Source organism: Prevotella marseillensis, assembly GCF_900625065.1.
Taxonomy (GTDB): domain Bacteria; phylum Bacteroidota; class Bacteroidia; order Bacteroidales; family Bacteroidaceae; genus Prevotella; species Prevotella rara.
Map to the genome: position 1 here is coordinate 405598 of NZ_UYXY01000001.1, position 16333 is coordinate 421930.

The following is a 16333-nucleotide window of genomic DNA, read 5'->3' on the forward strand; positions in this document are numbered from 1 at the left end:
ATGAGCATAACGCTTCTTTTTCTTATGTCTTGGAAAGAGTTGCCCCTATCCGAATGCAAAATTAGTTATTTTATTGATGTTTTGCATTATATAGAGTGGAATTATAGCTTGAATCCTCTACTTTTTCTTGGCTCTTCCGCTGATTGTCGTAAACCTTGCCGGAGTTTCTCCCATTGCTCTTTGAACCATTCGCCTATCGGTTGCCTGTTTATTGTAAGCACCAATTTATTATTATCAACCAAACTTTTCTCAATCTTGAAAATATCGTTCTTTATGTCAAACTTTCGTCTATGCTCTTCGGAATAGATTTTCCCATTGCATCTGATTGCTTCTTTTTTTGTCAAAAGATTGTTTACCATATCTTTGGTAAATCCGATGGCATAGCAGAATTTTTCCATTCTCAACATCTCTTTGAGTAAAGGGAACCAGTTGAACGCTTTTTCAAGAATGGTGTTCAATCGTGATATTTCCTTGTCTTTGATTTCAAGCTCTTGATTATGTATTCCTTGTAGGTTACGAATCTGCTTGCCGTGCTGTTCCTGCATTTGTTGCATCTTGGCTTTTAATTCATCAATACCCTTGTCACGCTTGGCAATTTCATGACGTAAATTCTCATTAGTTTGTTCCAAATCTTTCAATTTTCCGCTTCCGAAAAGAGAACCGACACCGCTTGCTATGGCTGTGGCTGCATCGGTAGCTGCGCTTTTGAGTTTGTCGGTGCGTATTTCCGATTTTACCTGTTTGAGTTCTTGCTCAGCAAGAGTTACCTGCTGCTTCTTGTGCCTTTGGGTTTCCTCTATACGTTGCAGTTCGGCTTTCTGTTTCTTTATGATGAAATCGTTACGTTCCAGATGTTCCTTGCCTGTTTCGGTTTTAGATTGTCCTCGTTCCATCAGGAGAATGTCAGAAGCCAAACTTTGCATTTCGGTCATATCCTCGTCATTGAGTTTACAGCTTTTTCCTGTATCGTGGTTCATCCAATCGAAAACGATATGAGCGTGATAATTCGGCTTGAACCACTTTCCATCAATTTGGAAACTCTCTCTGTCTTCAGCTTCGGGTTGTCCGCTCAGCCAATGTCCTTCATCTTTGTGCAGGAAGATTTGCAGCGGAGTAATACCCCAGCGTTGTTTGCACTCCTCGCCAAATTTATGCACATCTGCCAATGTGGTGTCCGCTCTGATGAGCAACACCCCCTCACGGATAGGTGAACACCCTGCCACCTTGATGATTTTTCCGTTCTTGCCTTTGCGTTCACGTTCTTTCTCCTGCATGGCACGTCCGGTCTTTTCCTTGACCATCCGTTTGATGTTGTCGTAATGTGTCCGCAATTCGGTAGTGCCGAAGTCAGGATTTACCCACTGCTCGTTATTGGTGGAAAGTTTGGAAACGACATAGATTCTGGACTCTCCGATGTTGCGTATGTACTCGGCAGTCCTTCGGTTGTGTGCCTCGCTCGATGCGATGTTGCAAGGCTTGATATGTATGCTTGATTTTGTTGCCATAGTTTTTTTGTTTACATTAGATTACTTTGTTCGCTTCCGCAGTGGGGTTCTTAGGGGTGCAACCCATAAGCGGTGATTGCAAAGAGAGGGTCACTCTTTGCTCGGGGTTCTCAGGGGTGAACGCCCTGAGTGGGTTATTAGGGCAAAGCCCTAATCCCCTCGGGAGAGCCCACAACTACGAAAGCGGAGCGTGTAGTTATAGTGGGCTATAACCGAAAACCGTTCTTCTTTTTCGGTGGCTGGGTGTGCGTCTCTCTTACGGACTGGACTTGCCTGTTTCTTTCAGCCTGTTTCTGTAAGTATTCGTTCAAGTCCTTGCATCCGCTGTAGGTTTGCGAAGCGTCACGGATGTATAAATCCCTGCCGTATTCCATACGAATTTGCCGGAGTGCTTCCATCCCTGCACGGTCATTGTCAAAGAAACAATGTATGCGCTCGTAGCTACCCAACGGATAGAGAGCCTTGCTCACATTCGATACAGAGTTCAATACCATATAATCTTGTCTGTCCAGTTCGGGAAATTTCGGGCAATTTTCCAATCTCAAAGTAAGAAATGAAAGATAGTCCATAAATCCCTCGAACACATAACACGTTTCCCTCGCTTTTCCCGCCTGTCTGATGTGGGAGATTTCCTTAGGGGCAATACAGCCCTTGAAATAACGGTTGCGAATCTCATAGCCGCCCGATATGTTTGGAAAGGCAATGGCGAAATACCGTTTGCCGTTGTTGGTGAAATGAGCTTCGCGGCATTCTCTTTTCGCCAGTTCCGTGTTTATTCCCCTTTCCTGCAAATATGAGAGTAGGGCAGGCGAAGAAAGCGGTACAATCTCCAGTTGTTGAAAACGTGGCTCGGAAGATGACTGCTTGCCAAAAGAGAAAGAATCAGGACGGATATGTGGTGTCTGTTCCGCTATGCGTTCCAATATATAAGGTATATGGTCGGTAGCATATAAGTGTGACGCCAGTTCGATGGTGCCGCCGCCTTTGCCGAGTGCAAAATCATACCATTGGTTACGCTCGATATTTACCTTGAACGAGGCTTCAGTTTCTTCCCTTAACGGTGATTTATACCATAGGTTGATACCCTGTTGTTTGACGGGAGAATATCCCAAACTGTGCAGATAATCTGCTATCCTGATTTGCTTGGCTGTCTGTATATCCATAAGATAATTGTTTGAGTAGTTGGTGAATTGATTTATTTTTCTTTTCGCCCGTACCATTTTAAGAAGTACGGTCTATATAACCACTTCACTAAATTGTCGTATATATAGAATACGGCAATAAAGTGAAGCGGTTTATCCATTCCTTGCATCACTTCGCTTTATCCTTAATATATAGACCCACAGAATGAAGTGAAGCGATTGCAGGTAACGGGTTAATAGTGGAAGTCGGGCATGAATGTGTATTTTCTGCCGTTCTCTTGCACTATCATCCGTTTGTTGCGAAGCATGGTGATGAGCGGTACTGCCTTTTGATGGTTCAGTTTTACACCTATTGACGTATAGCTTTTGATTAAAGCATCTTCCAGTTCCTTGTAACCGTATTCCTCTTTCAGCCCGAAAACGGCTTCCAATGCGATGCGGTGCTGCTGTTCGGTGATATGCCTGTAAGGGTCGAACTTTTCTTCCTCGGGTCTTCCCGGTTTCTTGCTTTCTGTTTTGTAACCCTCTATGAGTTCGGGCAAGGCATTGTCGTTGATGCGAAAGGCAAAAGGCTCGAAATCCATTGCCCGGATGTGCATGGCTGAAACACTGCTTATATCCCCGTTGCTCTTGTCCTTTTCCACCAGCAATACGGTTTCCGCCTTATTGTTTAACTCCGTGCCGATATGCCCTCTCGCATTCTCATCCCCTTTGTTCTGATGCAGTATCGTATGGATGTGTATCTGCCTGTCGTCCGTCCACTGCATCAGTTTGGATATGATGCGTGTGGATTCGCCGGGGCTGTTGATGTCATATACCATGTCACGGATGCCGTCTATGATTACAAGACCAATGTCGGGCGTATTATAGATAGCCTGTTCGACAATCCTGATACGCTGTTCAGGCGTGTATTTCCTCAAAGCGAGAAATTCAAGGTTTTCGCTGTCCCTGTCATCGGGCAAGCCAGCCATCCGTAAAATGCGTTTCATGACTTTCAGGCAATGATAAGGGCTTTGCTCCGTATCAACATAAAGCACTTTCCGCTTCCCGTCGGAGAGCTCTGCCACATACCGCAACACAGTGCCATTCTTCAATGTAGCGGCTACGATAGCCGATACATTGAATGTCTTTTTACTTTTGGCTTTGCCGATGGATGCGCTGAAGTTGCCCAATGTCCCAATGACAGAACCATGCACTTTGAGGATTTCGGGTGCTTTCTCATAACTTTTCGACAGGCTCAAACGTGAGGCTTGCCAAAGGATTACGGCTTCTTCTGCCGATATGTCCTTAATCTCTTTCATATAGTCCATAGCCATACCACCCGTTATTTCCGTCCTCCGGTTTTCTTTCCTGCCAGTTCAAGGGCAAGTTCCGCATCAACGATAATCTTGCGCCCTATTTGCGTAATAGCTTTGTCTATCTTACCGCTTTTCTTTATACGGTTGGCGGTGGGCAGACTACACCCGAACAGTTTGGCAATGCCCAGTATTCCGTACACATATTTTCTTTCTGTGTCCGTAACGGGTCGTGGTTGCGTTTCCGTTTGACCGGAAGCGTGCTTGCTCAGGAATATGAACTCTTCGCCTGTCATCTGCCAGACGGGTTTTAATAATAACTCTTGAAGATTTGTCATCGTTCAATCTATTTAGCCGTTAAACAATCAGCCCTGCGCACTGGCTGTTATCTCTGTTCTCGAACGATGCAAAATTAGGTAGGGGCGTGAGTGGTAAGGATGTGGTTGGTGTAAATGGAATATCCTGTTATTTCTCTGAATATCAAATAATAAAAATACCACTCAAAAATTAATTTGAGTGGTAAAAGTGGTGATTTCGTAAAATGTCAGGACATATCACGGATTATCGGAATATTGCGTCCATTTCTTTAGCGAACTTTTGGTTACTGTCACTTGGAAAATCCGACACCGGTTCCTTGTACTTTGACTTGTAGTAGTTCTCGTCAATATCCAACTGTTTCAGGATTATATTCTTCCATTTATCCCTGTCTTGTTTGGGCAGTCTTTCACTCATCAGGAATATCAGGTAACACACCCGTATTTTTTCTCGTGCCTTGATTTTTAATTCCTTTTTACAGGAGTAGAGGTTCATGTTGGCATAAAAGTCCTGCGTTGCAATATCTTCAAACTGTTCCCCCACACAGACTTTATGAATAAGCGAAAGTAATTCTGCATCGAAATATTCGGGTTGCTCCTTTGGCGCATCCTGCTGTTTCTCTTGCTTGCTCGGTTCATCCGGCTTGTCTTTTGCTACGGGAATATATTTTGCCAATATTTCCATAAAATGAAAACTCAGTTTATAAATATCTCCGCAACAGTTCTCAATGTATTGGAAAGCTTCCTTTCTTGCCTGCCTTTCCAATTCATAAAGCCTTTCCAGTTCTTTTTTTTCCTTCTCATATTCAGCCTTGCAGCGTTCATACTCCTTTTCGGCTTGCTTTTCTTCTGCTGCCGTATGTACCCTATAGCCAATGGAATCATACCTGTTGTATGCTTCATTCAAAGGCTTGCTTAATTTTTGTGTAACCTCCAATTGTGCCTTTATATCAGCGTCATATCTGCCTGCGAAGTTGTAGCATACACGAGAAATTACCTCGTTATCAAACAATGGATGTTTTTCGTAAATCAGTATGTTTTTCTCTATTTCGGTTCTCAGGCTGTTGAGAACTAGAGTATATTGTTCCTTCGGTTTGTCAAGCACCAGTTCAAGGATGGCGGCTTCGAAAGCTTTTGTGTTATTGTATTGCTTGTAGAAGTCCGTGATGAATTTCTGCCTGTCAAAAGAGAAAGTATGGCTGATTAAAAAGTCGTTGTATATCCGATTGAGTTCACCATATTGGGGAATCATAATCTGTATTTCTCCTGCCATATACGCTTGGTTTATGGGTTCTTATCTTTATCAAGAAAGGAAGTCAGTTCTTCCTCCACTTCCTCTATACTTGGCAGAGCCGATTTTAAGTTTTCAGGTATAGCCTTGCTCAACTGGTAATCGCTGATGCCTATCGGCTGGTCGTAGCCTGTCAATGCGTATTGCGCTACAACTTCGTCTTTCCCCTTGCACAGCAACAATCCGATAGTCTTGTTGTCATTCTCTCCCCTCAGTTTGTCGTCCACCACATTGATGTAGAAGTTCAGTTGCCCTGCATACTCCGGTTTGAATGGGGTTGCTTTCAATTCCACTACGATGTATGCGTGCAGGGGGATTGAATACAGAATCAGGTCGGCAAAGAAATCGCTGTTGCCAATTTGAAAGTGTTTTTGTCGGGCAACGAAAGCAAAGCCATTTCCCATTTCCAGCAAGTAACGGGTGACGTGCTTAACCAGTTGTTCTTCTATGTCCCTTTCGTCTGCCTTTTCCTTAGTTCCAGCCAAGTCAAAGATGTATGGGTCTTTCAGAAGGTAATTGGCAAGGTCGCTTTGCGGTGCAGGAAGCGTGACTGTGAAATTATTAACCTTGTTGTTGCTGATTTGTCTGCTATACAGATTGGTTTCAATTTGTATTTTAAGAACATTGCTGCTCCAGCCCATTTCTACGGACTGTTTCATGTACCAATAGCTTACACCCAATGGAAGCGAACTGTTAAGCATAATCACATGGCTCGCCCAATTGGTTTTTGCAACAGGTGATGCCATAAATACGTTTTCTATATCCTTAATTTCCATACGGTAAATGTCGGATACGGTTTTAGCAACATTATGAATTTGTGCAAGAGGTTCTTGCGTGATTGTAATTTCCTTGTTACCAGTAGATTGAATTTGCGCAAGAGGTTCTTGCGTAAATTGCGAATCGTTTAAGTAGTGTACTTCATCTTCAATTTTCTTCACACTTGGAGCTATTAGTTTTGCATCCGTTTCAATGAAATTCTGCAATACTCTCAATGGATATGTTCTTGCAAACTGACACATATAGGTAAGGTTGCGTTCCGAATAGCCTTTCTTTTCAGGGAAATTCAGCCGGATAGCCTTTGCCAACTGTTTGATGGTTTTGCTTCCCCATCCATGCAGTTGCTGATGATAAAGAATATAGTTGCCCATTTTCCAGTAGTGGAACAGCATTTGCGCATTGGCTGCGGTAATCAGCCGTACTTGCGCCTGTTGTATTTCCGAACCGACAGCATTTATAAATGCGTCAAAGTTCGTCTTTTCTATGTTATGTCCGTTGTTGCTCATCTTATGATATTTTCAGAATACAAATATACTTCAATGGTGGTAATCTATGAAACTAATTGATACTTTTATAGTTGATTAAACTTGTTCATGGCGTTTGCCCTGATGTCATCCGCTATGTCAATGTAGGGCTTCATGGCTTTGTAATCACTGTGTCCAGTCCATTTCATAACCACCGGTGCCGGAATTCCGAGTGCCAACGCATTACAGATGAAAGTCTTTCTTCCGGCATGGGTACTTAACAATGCGTATTTGGGTGTGACTTCATCTATGCGCTCATTTCCCTTGTAGTAGGTTTCCCGTACAGGTTCGTTGATTTCTGCCAGTTCACCCAGTTCTTTCAGATAATCGTTCATCTTCTGATTGCTTATGACAGGCAATGCCATGTGGTTCTCGAAATGAACATCCTTGTATTTTTCAAGAATGGCTTTGCTGTGGTCGTTCAGTTCGATTATCAGGCTGTCCGCAGTCTTGACTGTGGTGACTTCAATGTGGTCGGGTTTAATATCACTTCTTTTAAGGTTACGAACATCCGAATATCGTAAACTCGTGAAGCAGCAGAACAGAAAGACATCCCTGACACGTTCCAAATACTGTTTGTCATGCGGTATATGATAATCTTTCAGTTTGTTCAGTTCATCCCATGTCAGGAATATTACCTTTTTAGGGGTTGTTTTCAATTTGGGTTTGAATGCGTCGTATGCAATGTTCTGATGATGTCCTTTTTTGAAGCTCCAACGCAGGAACCATTTGAGAAATCCCATTTGTTTACCGATGGTGCTGTTTCTCATGTCCTTTTTGTCACGCAAGAAATTGACATACTCATTTAGCCCGAATTCGTTGAAGTATTCAAAGGTTACATCCTCCTTGAACTCTTTGATGTGATTTCTCACCGCTGCAAATTTCTCGTATGTGGATGCCGTCCAATTATTCTGGTTGCCACACTCTTTTACAAACTCATCAAACACTTCCCAAAAACTAATCGGTGCTTCTTCCTGTTGTTCTTCACTGCTCTCTTTCATCCGCAGATTGAACGCATCCTTTAGCTGTTGGGTGGTGGGCATGGTTTCCTGCACCTCAAACTCCTTGAACACGTTTTGCATTTCGGCATAGTATTTCAGCAAGTCTGCATTGATTTCGGATGCGCTTTGTTTCAGCTTGTTGGTGCATCCGTTCTTTACCCGTTGTTTGTCGGCATCCCATTTGGCTACGTCAATCCGGTAGCCTGTTGTAAACTCGATGCGTTGGCTTGCGTATATGACACGCATACGGATAGGCACGTTCTCTACGATTGGCACACCGTTCTTCTTCCGGCTCTCCAATGCAAAAATGATGTTACGTTTGATATTCATAATTGGGTGCGTTTGAAATTCTACACCCAAATATACACCCAAAAATTGAAATAGCAAAAGGCATTTAGAAAGATTTAGATTTACTCTGCATTGTAGATAATATATGATTATCAATGATTTGCAATTTTATGATATTTTCTGAAAGCGTAGGTTCGGGAGCCTCTCTCTCCGCTGAAACAAAAACGAAGGACTTCACAAAAGCCTTCAAAAAGTCATTCAAAGCATCGTATATCAGCTGATTACGGTGCTTTTTTATTTTTGCGCCCCAACAAGGTGAAGGCCTGAATGTAGGGTTTAGCCTTCAAAGTTCGGTCATTATTTGCTACATTTACTGCTACACTTTGAAGACCCCTCAAAAAAATGTAGCAGTGACCGAAAAATGAAGCCCATTTTGAAGCCTATAAAATCATTGATTCATAACTGATTATGTAGAACTTTGTAGCCATGGTGCTACATTAAATTTGAGTCGTTATGAGAATGATTTTTAAAGTGTCGTACTATGTACGTTCAAACTACGAAAACAAGCAGGGAAAGTCTCCCTTGATGATCCGGATTTTCCTGAATGGTGAAATGCTGAATGTCGGTTCTTCCGGTATCTACATTGACAAGAAGCTATGGAACAATTCCACCAACCGGGTAAAGGGGCGTGGAAGCGAATCCTTGAATCTGAATGCTCAGCTGGACAACATCTCAAATTCGCTGCAGATGATTTTCAAGAAGCATGAATTTGACGAAGACCTGACCCTTGACAAAATCAAAAGTATCTTTTTGGGCAAGAATAAGGTCAAGACTACGTTTGTGGAGTTCTATGACAAGTATCTGGAGGACATCAAAGCACAGGTTGGTGCAGGTAAAAGCATAGCCTTGTATCACAAATATTCGGCAGCCCGAAGCCATTTTGTGAATTTCCTCCATGCCAAATACGGCAGAAAGGATCTCATGCCGGGTGAACTGACGCATCTGATTATCCATGATTTTGAAATATACCTGAAGACAGTGGTTTCCCTGAAGTCAAATTCGGCTACCAAGACGCTCAAATTCTTCAAGACCGTAGTTATCTTTGCCCAGAAGTGCGGTGTGATGACGCACGACCCTTTCTTGAACCACCACTTTCACCTGGAACCGGTGGATCGGGGTTTTCTTACGGATGAAGAAATACAGCGCATCATGCAGAAAGATTTTGAGATACCTCGGCTTGAAATGGTGAGGGACGTTTTTATCTTTTCCTGTTTCTGTGGGCTTGCCTACATCGACGTGGCTCACCTGACGCAGGAAAATATCATCACCCTTGATAACCGTCCGTGGATTATCATCAACCGTCAGAAGACCAATGTGCAGAGTAATATCCCTTTGTTGGAGATACCTCAAATGATTCTTGACAAGTATAAAGGAAAGACTAAAGACAACAGGCTGCTTCCAGTCCTGTCAAATCAAAAGATCAATGCTTATCTCAAAGAGATTGCTGACCTTTGTGGAATCAAGAAACGTCTCAGCTACCACCTTGCACGTCATACGTTTGCAACGATGTTGCTCAGCAAGGGTGTTCCCATTGAGTCCGTTTCGAAGATGCTGGGACATACCAACATTAAAACAACACAAATCTATGCGCGTATCACCAACAAGAAAATTGAGCAGGATATGATGCAAGTCGCCGACAAGTTTGATGGCTTCAAAAACTGTTTCATCAATTAACCGACTTGCTTCTGTTCAATCCTTACTTCGAGGGAAAAGACCCGTTACACCTTTACCAAGCCGTATCATTCCAACAGGAAGATACGGCTTTTCCCATATTATACCTTTCCTCATGCCACTTTTATCCGTCCGAATGCTGCCGGAACAGACTGCCAGAAATAACCAGCACAAACGCAAGCGTCACCAGCTTCCATATCAAGACGAAAGTTTTCTTTACCAGCCATAATGCCAACCGCAGCATTACGCGAATAAGCCAAAGTGCAAACCGTATCAGCAAACCAATAAGAATGCAGACCGGCAACATATATATAAGGAGCAACAGTTCAAACATGGTCATCTGTTTTTTAGTTATAAATAATCTCTACGAGGTAGATTGTTATTACCAAATATACTAAAAATCAATGAAATACGCAAGGATTTATCTTCGTTTTATTCGTACCTATACATGCTTTTTCAACCTCTTTTTCTGTATTTGATGACCATGAACTCTGTGCTTGTCAAGCATTGTCATCCTGCAACTTTGAATACCATGCTGATATGCCCGAAGTTTTGAATGTCCAGAATGTGTAGGTTCTACAATACGATTACACCTTATTCTTCTTTTCCCTTTGGGTTCAGTTCCATAATAGCCGGTATCATTGTTCTTTTTCTCCTTCTATCACAGAACGCATGTTTACAGATTTTCATTGCTGAATGCTCTTTTCCTTGTGCTGTCATGGCTATTTGGATGATAAGCAAATAAACATAGGTTGAATAAAGACTGATGCCATAGTTATATATCCTATTGTCTTTCAGCTAATGCTCACATGGCAATATGATTGCACATTCTTCTGTTTACAGATTTGTTGTTCCTCTATCTCTTGTTTCACTCATTATGAAAACTGTGCAACACCAAGCAAACAAACGCAGGATGATGCAGCCATGTAACTGGCATGCCTCCGACAGCTAAACTTCAAGCCTTGTTTCTATAGCCACATGAACAACCGTCGGTTTTTACTTCATGCTTTGTGAACATTTCACCATGATATGGATGAACAAGGAGTCAATGAACAGGAACTTGGGAAACCTTTGAATGCAAGTCACAAGAATGCTTGATACACAGGTGAATTTAACAGAAGATTTTCTCTCAGAAAGATGTTGTGCATTTTTGCGCTTCGCAAAATTTTGCGGTAATTTGGGTCTGAAATCATCCCGGAAGAAATCGAACTGCGTTGCATATGGAGCCAAGCAAGTTGTACCCTTGTCATTACAAAACAAGTTTTGTCCTCACAAGGGTAACTTGCCGACTGCCGTGCAGCGGAGCGATGTGCATCGCTGTTTCGCTTCGCGAAATAGGTGTCCGGGAATCCGAACAACTAAAGTTATGGAATATGAAGAACCAGCGTACCAAAGTATTTCAGTTGCGGCTTACAGCGGACGAACTGTTGAACCTGAAGGAAAAAGCAGTTCCCTACCAGTCCGTGAGCAATTATATCCGCAAAGCTGTTGAAGAATTTACCCATGTGGATGTCAAACAACAGATTGAGATGATGCAGGACTTGTGTGCATTTTACCGAAAGTTCCAGAACGAACTGTCCTGGGCTGGCAGCAACCTGAATCAGTCGGTCAGACGGGTCAACGAACTGGCGGTTGCTGGACTGCTGTCACCCGGTTATGTGAATGAAGTCTTGCTCCCTTCGATTCAGGATGTACAGAACATCTTGAAAAGGATAAAGGATGACTTGGAAACTTTGAACAACAGAACACGGCTGATTAAGTAAAGGTAAACGGATATTTTGTATTTGGGTGTGATGAATAGACTAACCTGTATCCAGTTTTACAAGCGACCGGGATTTTTAGTCTGTCTGGTCCGCAACCCCAAGTTTCATGAGTCAGCAAACAAATATATAAATTATGATAGCAACCATACTTCCCGGAAGTGCAGACTTCCATGCAGTCGGTTATAACGAACACAAGGTCTATAAAGGAGTGGCCACCCTGCTGGAGATGCAGAACTTCGGTGGACTGGATACCTCGGAACATCCGACCGCCAAACAGCTGGTGCAATTTCTCCAGTTCTACAGTTCCCAGAACAGCCGGATTCAGAAACCGCAGTTCCATGTAGCCATTTCCTGCAAAGGGCATGAAATGTCGGAACAGCAGTTACTTGATTTCGCGCACCAATATCTGCAGGAAATGGGGTATGCCGAGCCCGGACAACCCTGGCTCATCTATGCACACCACGATACAGACAACACTCACTTGCACATTGTGACTTCGAGAGTGGCGCCCGACGGTCGTAAGATACAGCATGACCATGAACGCAGACGCTCGCAGGCGGTCATTGACAAGATACTCGGTATGGACCGGCAGCAGAAAACAGACAAGGACATCGAGGCTGCCAAGCAGTACAGCTTCTCCTCCTTTGCCCAGTTCAAGGCCGTGATGGGAACCATGGGCTATGAAGTCTTCCAGAAAGACGGGAACGTCTTCGTCAAGCAAGGCGGCCGAATCCAAAAGAAACTCCCCCTGACAGAGATTGAAGCCCTGTTCAAGAAAGGTTATCAGGACAAGTCACGCAACCGACAGCTGAGAGCCTATCTGAAAAAATACCGGGACGTATGCGCTAACAAAGAGGAACTACAGAAGGAAATGAAGAAGAACTTCGGAGTGGATGTGGTCTTCTTCGGAAAGAAAGACAAACCCTATGGCTATATGCTGATAGACCATGCCAACAAGACGGTCATTCATGGGGCCAGAGTCCTTGCCGTAGAAGAACTGCTGGACTTTGCTACTCCCGAACAACGCTTTGACCGGATAGAAGCATTCATAGACCAGCTGCTGACCCTCAATCCCAAGACCACTCAGGGAGAAATCTTCCAGAAACTCAAGAAACAGCGTGCCTATATAAAGAAAGGTGTCATCTACTACGATGGCAAGAGCAGACCCTTGCCCCCTTTCATGGCCAAGGCCATTGACCGCAACAACCGCATCAGCTTCATCGAGAAGTTCCGCCCTACCAATGACGCGGAAGTGGACTTGCTCTGTAAGGTTTTCAAGGTGGACCGTCCGGATCTGGTGGACATCTCAACAGAACGTCCTCCCAAGTATGCCGATTCCGTCGGCCGAATGCATGAAATCTTCAATGATCCCGAAATGAAGTCCCCCCGCAGTGCCATGTACCAGGAAGGCTTCATCATCCGTCAGGTAGATGATACCTACTATGCCATCAACTTCAAGGAGCATATCCTGATCAACCTGAATGAAGAAGGCTTCGATGTGGAACGGGTGAAGAAGAAATCCAAAAAGCAGAAGCGCCAGGGGGTGCCGTTCAAGAAGTCCAAGAAGAAGACGCTCAATCCGGTCAAGAGTCTGCAACGGAAGTCTCATCAAGGACTGGGCAAACTCCGGAAAGAAGGAGAAGGCAGTCACAGCGCCAACCGCGAATGGGAGGTTGGAAATAAGACCGACTACAATGATGTAGATGATGGACGTTCATTAAAGATGTAAGGAGCTTTTGGTTCTTTGCGGAAGAAGGAAACACTTGCTTACGGGAAAGTAACATTGTTTTAATCATGCAGATAAACGAATATTTATTAAACAGGCTATGGCTATAATCCGTAACCGGACAACCAATGGGGACCACTATTTTTTTGAAAGACTTTCATGGGACTGCCTACTGCAACCAATTCGGGCATATAGATTGAAAAACTCAGGTTCATCCGACTTATTTACCCATGTTTCTGCAATCTCAAGCACATTGATGTTGTGCATTTAGGTTTTCAATATCTCTGCACATATTTTTGCTTGCAAATTTAATTCAAGTAAAAACGACATGATACAGTCCCCTGTCATAGTAACCTTTGCCAACCAGAAAGGAGGAGTCGGAAAGACTACTCTTTGTGTGACCTTTGCCAATTACTTGGTGACGAAAGGTGTCCGTCTGGTAATAATCGACTGTGATTTTCAGCACTCGATTATGAAGTGCCGTAAGACAGACCTTAAAAAATATGGAGAGGAACAGGTGCCTTACGAAGTATGGGCTTATGAACCGGATGACAAGACGGCCATGACCTCCCTGATTGAAAAGTTGCATAATGATCCGGAGATTGATGTGGTGCTTATGGATTCACCGGGAAGTCTGAAAGCGGAAGGTCTGGTCCCCATGTTTGTCAATTCAGATATCATCGTTGTTCCTTTCCACTATGATCTGGTGACCGTTCCTTCCACAGCCAGTTTTCTGCTTTTTCTTGACAGACTTCGTCAGGTAGTTGGAGACCGTATGAATGCACAGCTCTTCATCATTCCCAACCTCAATGACAACCGCGTAGGAAAGCGCTCAGAACTGATACTTTGGGACAATACACGGGAAACGTTTTCTAATTACGGTTATGTAACCGGGAAAATACCGAAGCGTGCTGATATGGAGCGGTTCAGTACAGTGGCTGCACTGGATATGCAGATTCGTTATGTTGGCAATGTTTTCGACAAGATCTATTTCAGCATTTTCGGCAAGGTAACTCCAGTGAGGGAGGTAAAGCTTACCGGAATACAACTGACGGATAATCTTAATCAGAAAATAGGCAAGAAAAAAAATCGGGAAGAAGGTGTTACACATATTGCCATGGATGAAGATGGAAATGAAGAAGAACGCGAAGCAGGAGGTCTGTCTGCTGATACAACCGATAAGGAAGAATCGGAATATGAATGACGAGATTAAATTTATCAGTAACCATCAAATAACATAGCGCATGAAAAAAGACATTCCGGAAATTGGTGACTTGACACAAGGCATCAATGATTCTGACATTATCCTGACGCACGAGTTGCCCGAAATGTTGGAAAAATCATCCGGCCTCCAGGATCGGACGAATGATACAAGTGAGAAGAAAACGGAAACTGACGGAGAACCTATCCTTCTTTCTCCCTCAAAGGAGGTGGAAGATTATTGGACAGGATTTCTGAAAAATTTGGAAATTTCCGATGAAAGTAATGTCAAAAGCGAACGACTGGTATGCAGGCTAGACCGGGATCTGGCAGACTCGCTGGATGACTGCAACATCCATAACCGCAGCCGTTCGGATATGGTCAATGCCATTGTCCGTACATTCTTTGATATTTACCTTCTACAGCTTGTGCCGTTTCGCAGAGAAAAGAAATCATTGTTTACAAATTTCAATCAGAAAGATTATGAGAAAGAAAAGAACTAATTGGACAGAGCAGAAGATTGCGGTTCTTATCCAGCTCTATCCCATAGAAACAACCCCGAGAACCGCAGAGATTTTGGGCATGTGCGAACGTGCTGTAAAGGAAAAGGCCCGTAGCTTGGGGCTGAAGAAAGCGGTCAAAAGCCGTTGGATGGAGCATGCAGAATATGTACGCAATCATTTTGCTCACCGGTCTTATGCTGAGATAGGCAAGGAATTGGGAATTTCACGGGAATATGCCCGGCGCATTGCTGTTAGAATGGGATTGAAGCGTACTGCGTTGGAGGATTTTAAGGTGCTTTCACGAATCCATTCCGACATGATGCGGAGGGAAAGACGCAGGGTTATATTCGGGCTGAGTCCGATCACCCGCATTAAGGTTGTGTCCAACCGGGCACGGGTAAGACTCCGTTCATGGCTCAAGTCCAAAGGCTACATTGCCGGAGAGGAATACGGCATCCTTTATTATACGGATGACCTTCACCGGATTCAGGAATCAGAACTGAGAGGAGCCAAACTGGGCTTCCGTTTTCTGCCTTATCCGTCAGAGGAAACCCTTGTATTGTCAAACCTCCTATAACTACAGCTATGACCTACGGACAAGTAATCTTAATCCTCTTTGTGGTCTTGATAGGCTACTACGGCTTTCTGATATTCATGGACATCCAGCACCTGAAAGCAGCCGAGGCGGCAGCGCAGGAGAATCAATCCGAAGAGGAAATAGACATCACGGATGAAGCCCGTTCCTTCCAGCCCCAGCAGGTGACCCGGGACGATAAGAAGAAGGAAGAGGAAAAGAAGCAGGAAGAAGCAGGGAATGAAAATGATTCCAACACGGATAAACAGCAGACAACATCTGATGAACAACCGAATGAGAATGCTTCTAAAAGTGGTGAAGATGTTCTCGTTTCGGAAGAAACATCTTCAACTGAGAATCCTTCATCCGAAACAGGATCACAGACTCAATTTGCTGAGCCTGATAATAAAGAAGAAATATCTTCTTCAGAAGCTACTGATGAAGATGAAATTGAAGATACTTCCAATGCAGATGCCGAAACAGCCCCATCGGAAGCTGGAACTTCGGCCGGATCTAACTTCTCACCGACCTACCGGGAACCCATCCTGACAGACGGTATTCTGGTAGATGACATCTTCAAAGCCATCGACCAGCTGGCCGAAACCGGTGAATGTGACCTGGGTACCATTATCTATCACTGCGAAAGCATGCGATATGCCGGGTAATACACCAGATACTACTTGGACGAAAGTCCACCGT

General features: G+C 43.7%; 15 protein-coding genes. 7 read left to right on the plus strand and 8 right to left on the minus strand.

The window, feature by feature from the left end:
* Positions 1 to 101 precede the first annotated feature (101 nt).
* The 7 genes from EJL04_RS01735 to EJL04_RS01765 all read right to left on the minus strand — a co-directional run bounded on the left by EJL04_RS01735 (position 102) and on the right by EJL04_RS01765 (position 8179).
* Positions 102 to 1505, minus strand: a complete 1404-nt coding sequence (locus EJL04_RS01735; RefSeq protein ID WP_125103924.1) for a mobilization protein — start codon at positions 1503 to 1505, stop codon at positions 102 to 104.
* A gap of 206 nt (positions 1506 to 1711) precedes the next feature.
* Complete coding sequence (locus EJL04_RS01740; protein WP_039968574.1) at positions 1712 to 2668, minus strand: toprim domain-containing protein; 957 nt, start codon at positions 2666 to 2668, stop codon at positions 1712 to 1714.
* A 212-nt stretch (positions 2669 to 2880) separates the two neighbouring features.
* Positions 2881 to 3963: an AAA family ATPase gene (locus EJL04_RS01745; RefSeq protein WP_009124281.1), complete on the minus strand. Its 1083-nt coding sequence runs from the start codon at positions 3961 to 3963 to the stop codon at positions 2881 to 2883.
* 8 nt (positions 3964 to 3971) lie between these two features.
* A complete protein-coding gene (locus EJL04_RS01750; protein ID WP_008664960.1) occupies positions 3972 to 4280 on the minus strand; it encodes a DUF3853 family protein in 309 nt (102 codons plus the stop codon).
* 223 nt (positions 4281 to 4503) lie between these two features.
* Entirely contained in the window at positions 4504 to 5529 is a 1026-nt protein-coding gene (locus tag EJL04_RS01755; protein WP_009124280.1) for a hypothetical protein, read from the minus strand.
* Between the two features lie 11 nt (positions 5530 to 5540).
* Positions 5541 to 6830 (minus strand): PDDEXK nuclease domain-containing protein, encoded by a 1290-nt coding sequence (locus EJL04_RS01760; protein WP_009124279.1) that lies wholly within the window; start codon positions 6828 to 6830, stop codon positions 5541 to 5543.
* Between the two features lie 65 nt (positions 6831 to 6895).
* Positions 6896 to 8179 (minus strand): site-specific integrase, encoded by a 1284-nt coding sequence (locus tag EJL04_RS01765; RefSeq protein WP_009124278.1) that lies wholly within the window; start codon positions 8177 to 8179, stop codon positions 6896 to 6898.
* A 471-nt stretch (positions 8180 to 8650) separates the two neighbouring features.
* Between EJL04_RS01765 and EJL04_RS01770 the strand changes: the two genes are divergently transcribed.
* Positions 8651 to 9871, plus strand: a complete 1221-nt coding sequence (locus EJL04_RS01770) for a site-specific integrase (protein WP_007756657.1) — start codon at positions 8651 to 8653, stop codon at positions 9869 to 9871.
* 121 nt (positions 9872 to 9992) lie between these two features.
* On the opposite strand, the gene EJL04_RS01775 is transcribed toward EJL04_RS01770, so the two are convergent.
* A complete protein-coding gene (locus EJL04_RS01775) occupies positions 9993 to 10202 on the minus strand; it encodes a hypothetical protein (RefSeq protein WP_071122899.1) in 210 nt (69 codons plus the stop codon).
* A gap of 1039 nt (positions 10203 to 11241) precedes the next feature.
* On the opposite strand from EJL04_RS01775, the gene EJL04_RS01780 reads away from it, so the two are divergent.
* From EJL04_RS01780 to EJL04_RS01805, 6 genes are all read left to right on the plus strand, one after another.
* On the plus strand, positions 11242 to 11631 hold the full coding sequence (locus EJL04_RS01780; protein ID WP_071122898.1) for a hypothetical protein: 390 nt from the start codon (positions 11242 to 11244) through the stop codon (positions 11629 to 11631).
* Positions 11632 to 11764: 133 nt separating this feature from the next.
* Positions 11765 to 13360, plus strand: a complete 1596-nt coding sequence (locus tag EJL04_RS01785; RefSeq protein WP_071122482.1) for a relaxase/mobilization nuclease domain-containing protein — start codon at positions 11765 to 11767, stop codon at positions 13358 to 13360.
* 325 nt (positions 13361 to 13685) lie between these two features.
* On the plus strand, positions 13686 to 14561 hold the full coding sequence (locus EJL04_RS01790) for a ParA family protein (protein WP_071122481.1): 876 nt from the start codon (positions 13686 to 13688) through the stop codon (positions 14559 to 14561).
* A 40-nt stretch (positions 14562 to 14601) separates the two neighbouring features.
* The gene (locus EJL04_RS01795; protein ID WP_071122480.1) at positions 14602 to 15060 is read left to right on the plus strand and encodes a hypothetical protein; all 459 of its coding nucleotides are present in this window, start codon (positions 14602 to 14604) and stop codon (positions 15058 to 15060) included.
* Positions 15041 to 15637 (plus strand): MarR family transcriptional regulator, encoded by a 597-nt coding sequence (locus tag EJL04_RS01800; RefSeq protein ID WP_071122479.1) that lies wholly within the window; start codon positions 15041 to 15043, stop codon positions 15635 to 15637. Before EJL04_RS01795 ends, EJL04_RS01800 begins: the two co-directional genes overlap by 20 nt.
* An 8-nt stretch (positions 15638 to 15645) precedes the next feature.
* Positions 15646 to 16299 (plus strand): hypothetical protein, encoded by a 654-nt coding sequence (locus EJL04_RS01805; protein ID WP_071122478.1) that lies wholly within the window; start codon positions 15646 to 15648, stop codon positions 16297 to 16299.
* Positions 16300 to 16333: the final 34 nt, after the last annotated feature.

What these genes read in the sequence shown, in the direction of transcription:
- EJL04_RS01735 (WP_125103924.1), bottom strand. Translation starts at nt 1,505, where the DNA reads ATGGCAACAAAATCAAGCATACATATCAAGCCTTGCAACATCGCATCG.
- EJL04_RS01740 (WP_039968574.1), bottom strand. Translation starts at nt 2,668, where the DNA reads ATGGATATACAGACAGCCAAGCAAATCAGGATAGCAGATTATCTGCAC.
- EJL04_RS01745 (WP_009124281.1), bottom strand. Translation starts at nt 3,963, where the DNA reads ATGGCTATGGACTATATGAAAGAGATTAAGGACATATCGGCAGAAGAA.
- EJL04_RS01750 (WP_008664960.1), bottom strand. Translation starts at nt 4,280, where the DNA reads ATGACAAATCTTCAAGAGTTATTATTAAAACCCGTCTGGCAGATGACA.
- EJL04_RS01755 (WP_009124280.1), bottom strand. Translation starts at nt 5,529, where the DNA reads ATGGCAGGAGAAATACAGATTATGATTCCCCAATATGGTGAACTCAAT.
- EJL04_RS01760 (WP_009124279.1), bottom strand. Translation starts at nt 6,830, where the DNA reads ATGAGCAACAACGGACATAACATAGAAAAGACGAACTTTGACGCATTT.
- EJL04_RS01765 (WP_009124278.1), bottom strand. Translation starts at nt 8,179, where the DNA reads ATGAATATCAAACGTAACATCATTTTTGCATTGGAGAGCCGGAAGAAG.
- EJL04_RS01770 (WP_007756657.1), top strand. Translation starts at nt 8,651, where the DNA reads ATGAGAATGATTTTTAAAGTGTCGTACTATGTACGTTCAAACTACGAA.
- EJL04_RS01775 (WP_071122899.1), bottom strand. Translation starts at nt 10,202, where the DNA reads ATGTTTGAACTGTTGCTCCTTATATATATGTTGCCGGTCTGCATTCTT.
- EJL04_RS01780 (WP_071122898.1), top strand. Translation starts at nt 11,242, where the DNA reads ATGAAGAACCAGCGTACCAAAGTATTTCAGTTGCGGCTTACAGCGGAC.
- EJL04_RS01785 (WP_071122482.1), top strand. Translation starts at nt 11,765, where the DNA reads ATGATAGCAACCATACTTCCCGGAAGTGCAGACTTCCATGCAGTCGGT.
- EJL04_RS01790 (WP_071122481.1), top strand. Translation starts at nt 13,686, where the DNA reads ATGATACAGTCCCCTGTCATAGTAACCTTTGCCAACCAGAAAGGAGGA.
- EJL04_RS01795 (WP_071122480.1), top strand. Translation starts at nt 14,602, where the DNA reads ATGAAAAAAGACATTCCGGAAATTGGTGACTTGACACAAGGCATCAAT.
- EJL04_RS01800 (WP_071122479.1), top strand. Translation starts at nt 15,041, where the DNA reads ATGAGAAAGAAAAGAACTAATTGGACAGAGCAGAAGATTGCGGTTCTT.
- EJL04_RS01805 (WP_071122478.1), top strand. Translation starts at nt 15,646, where the DNA reads ATGACCTACGGACAAGTAATCTTAATCCTCTTTGTGGTCTTGATAGGC.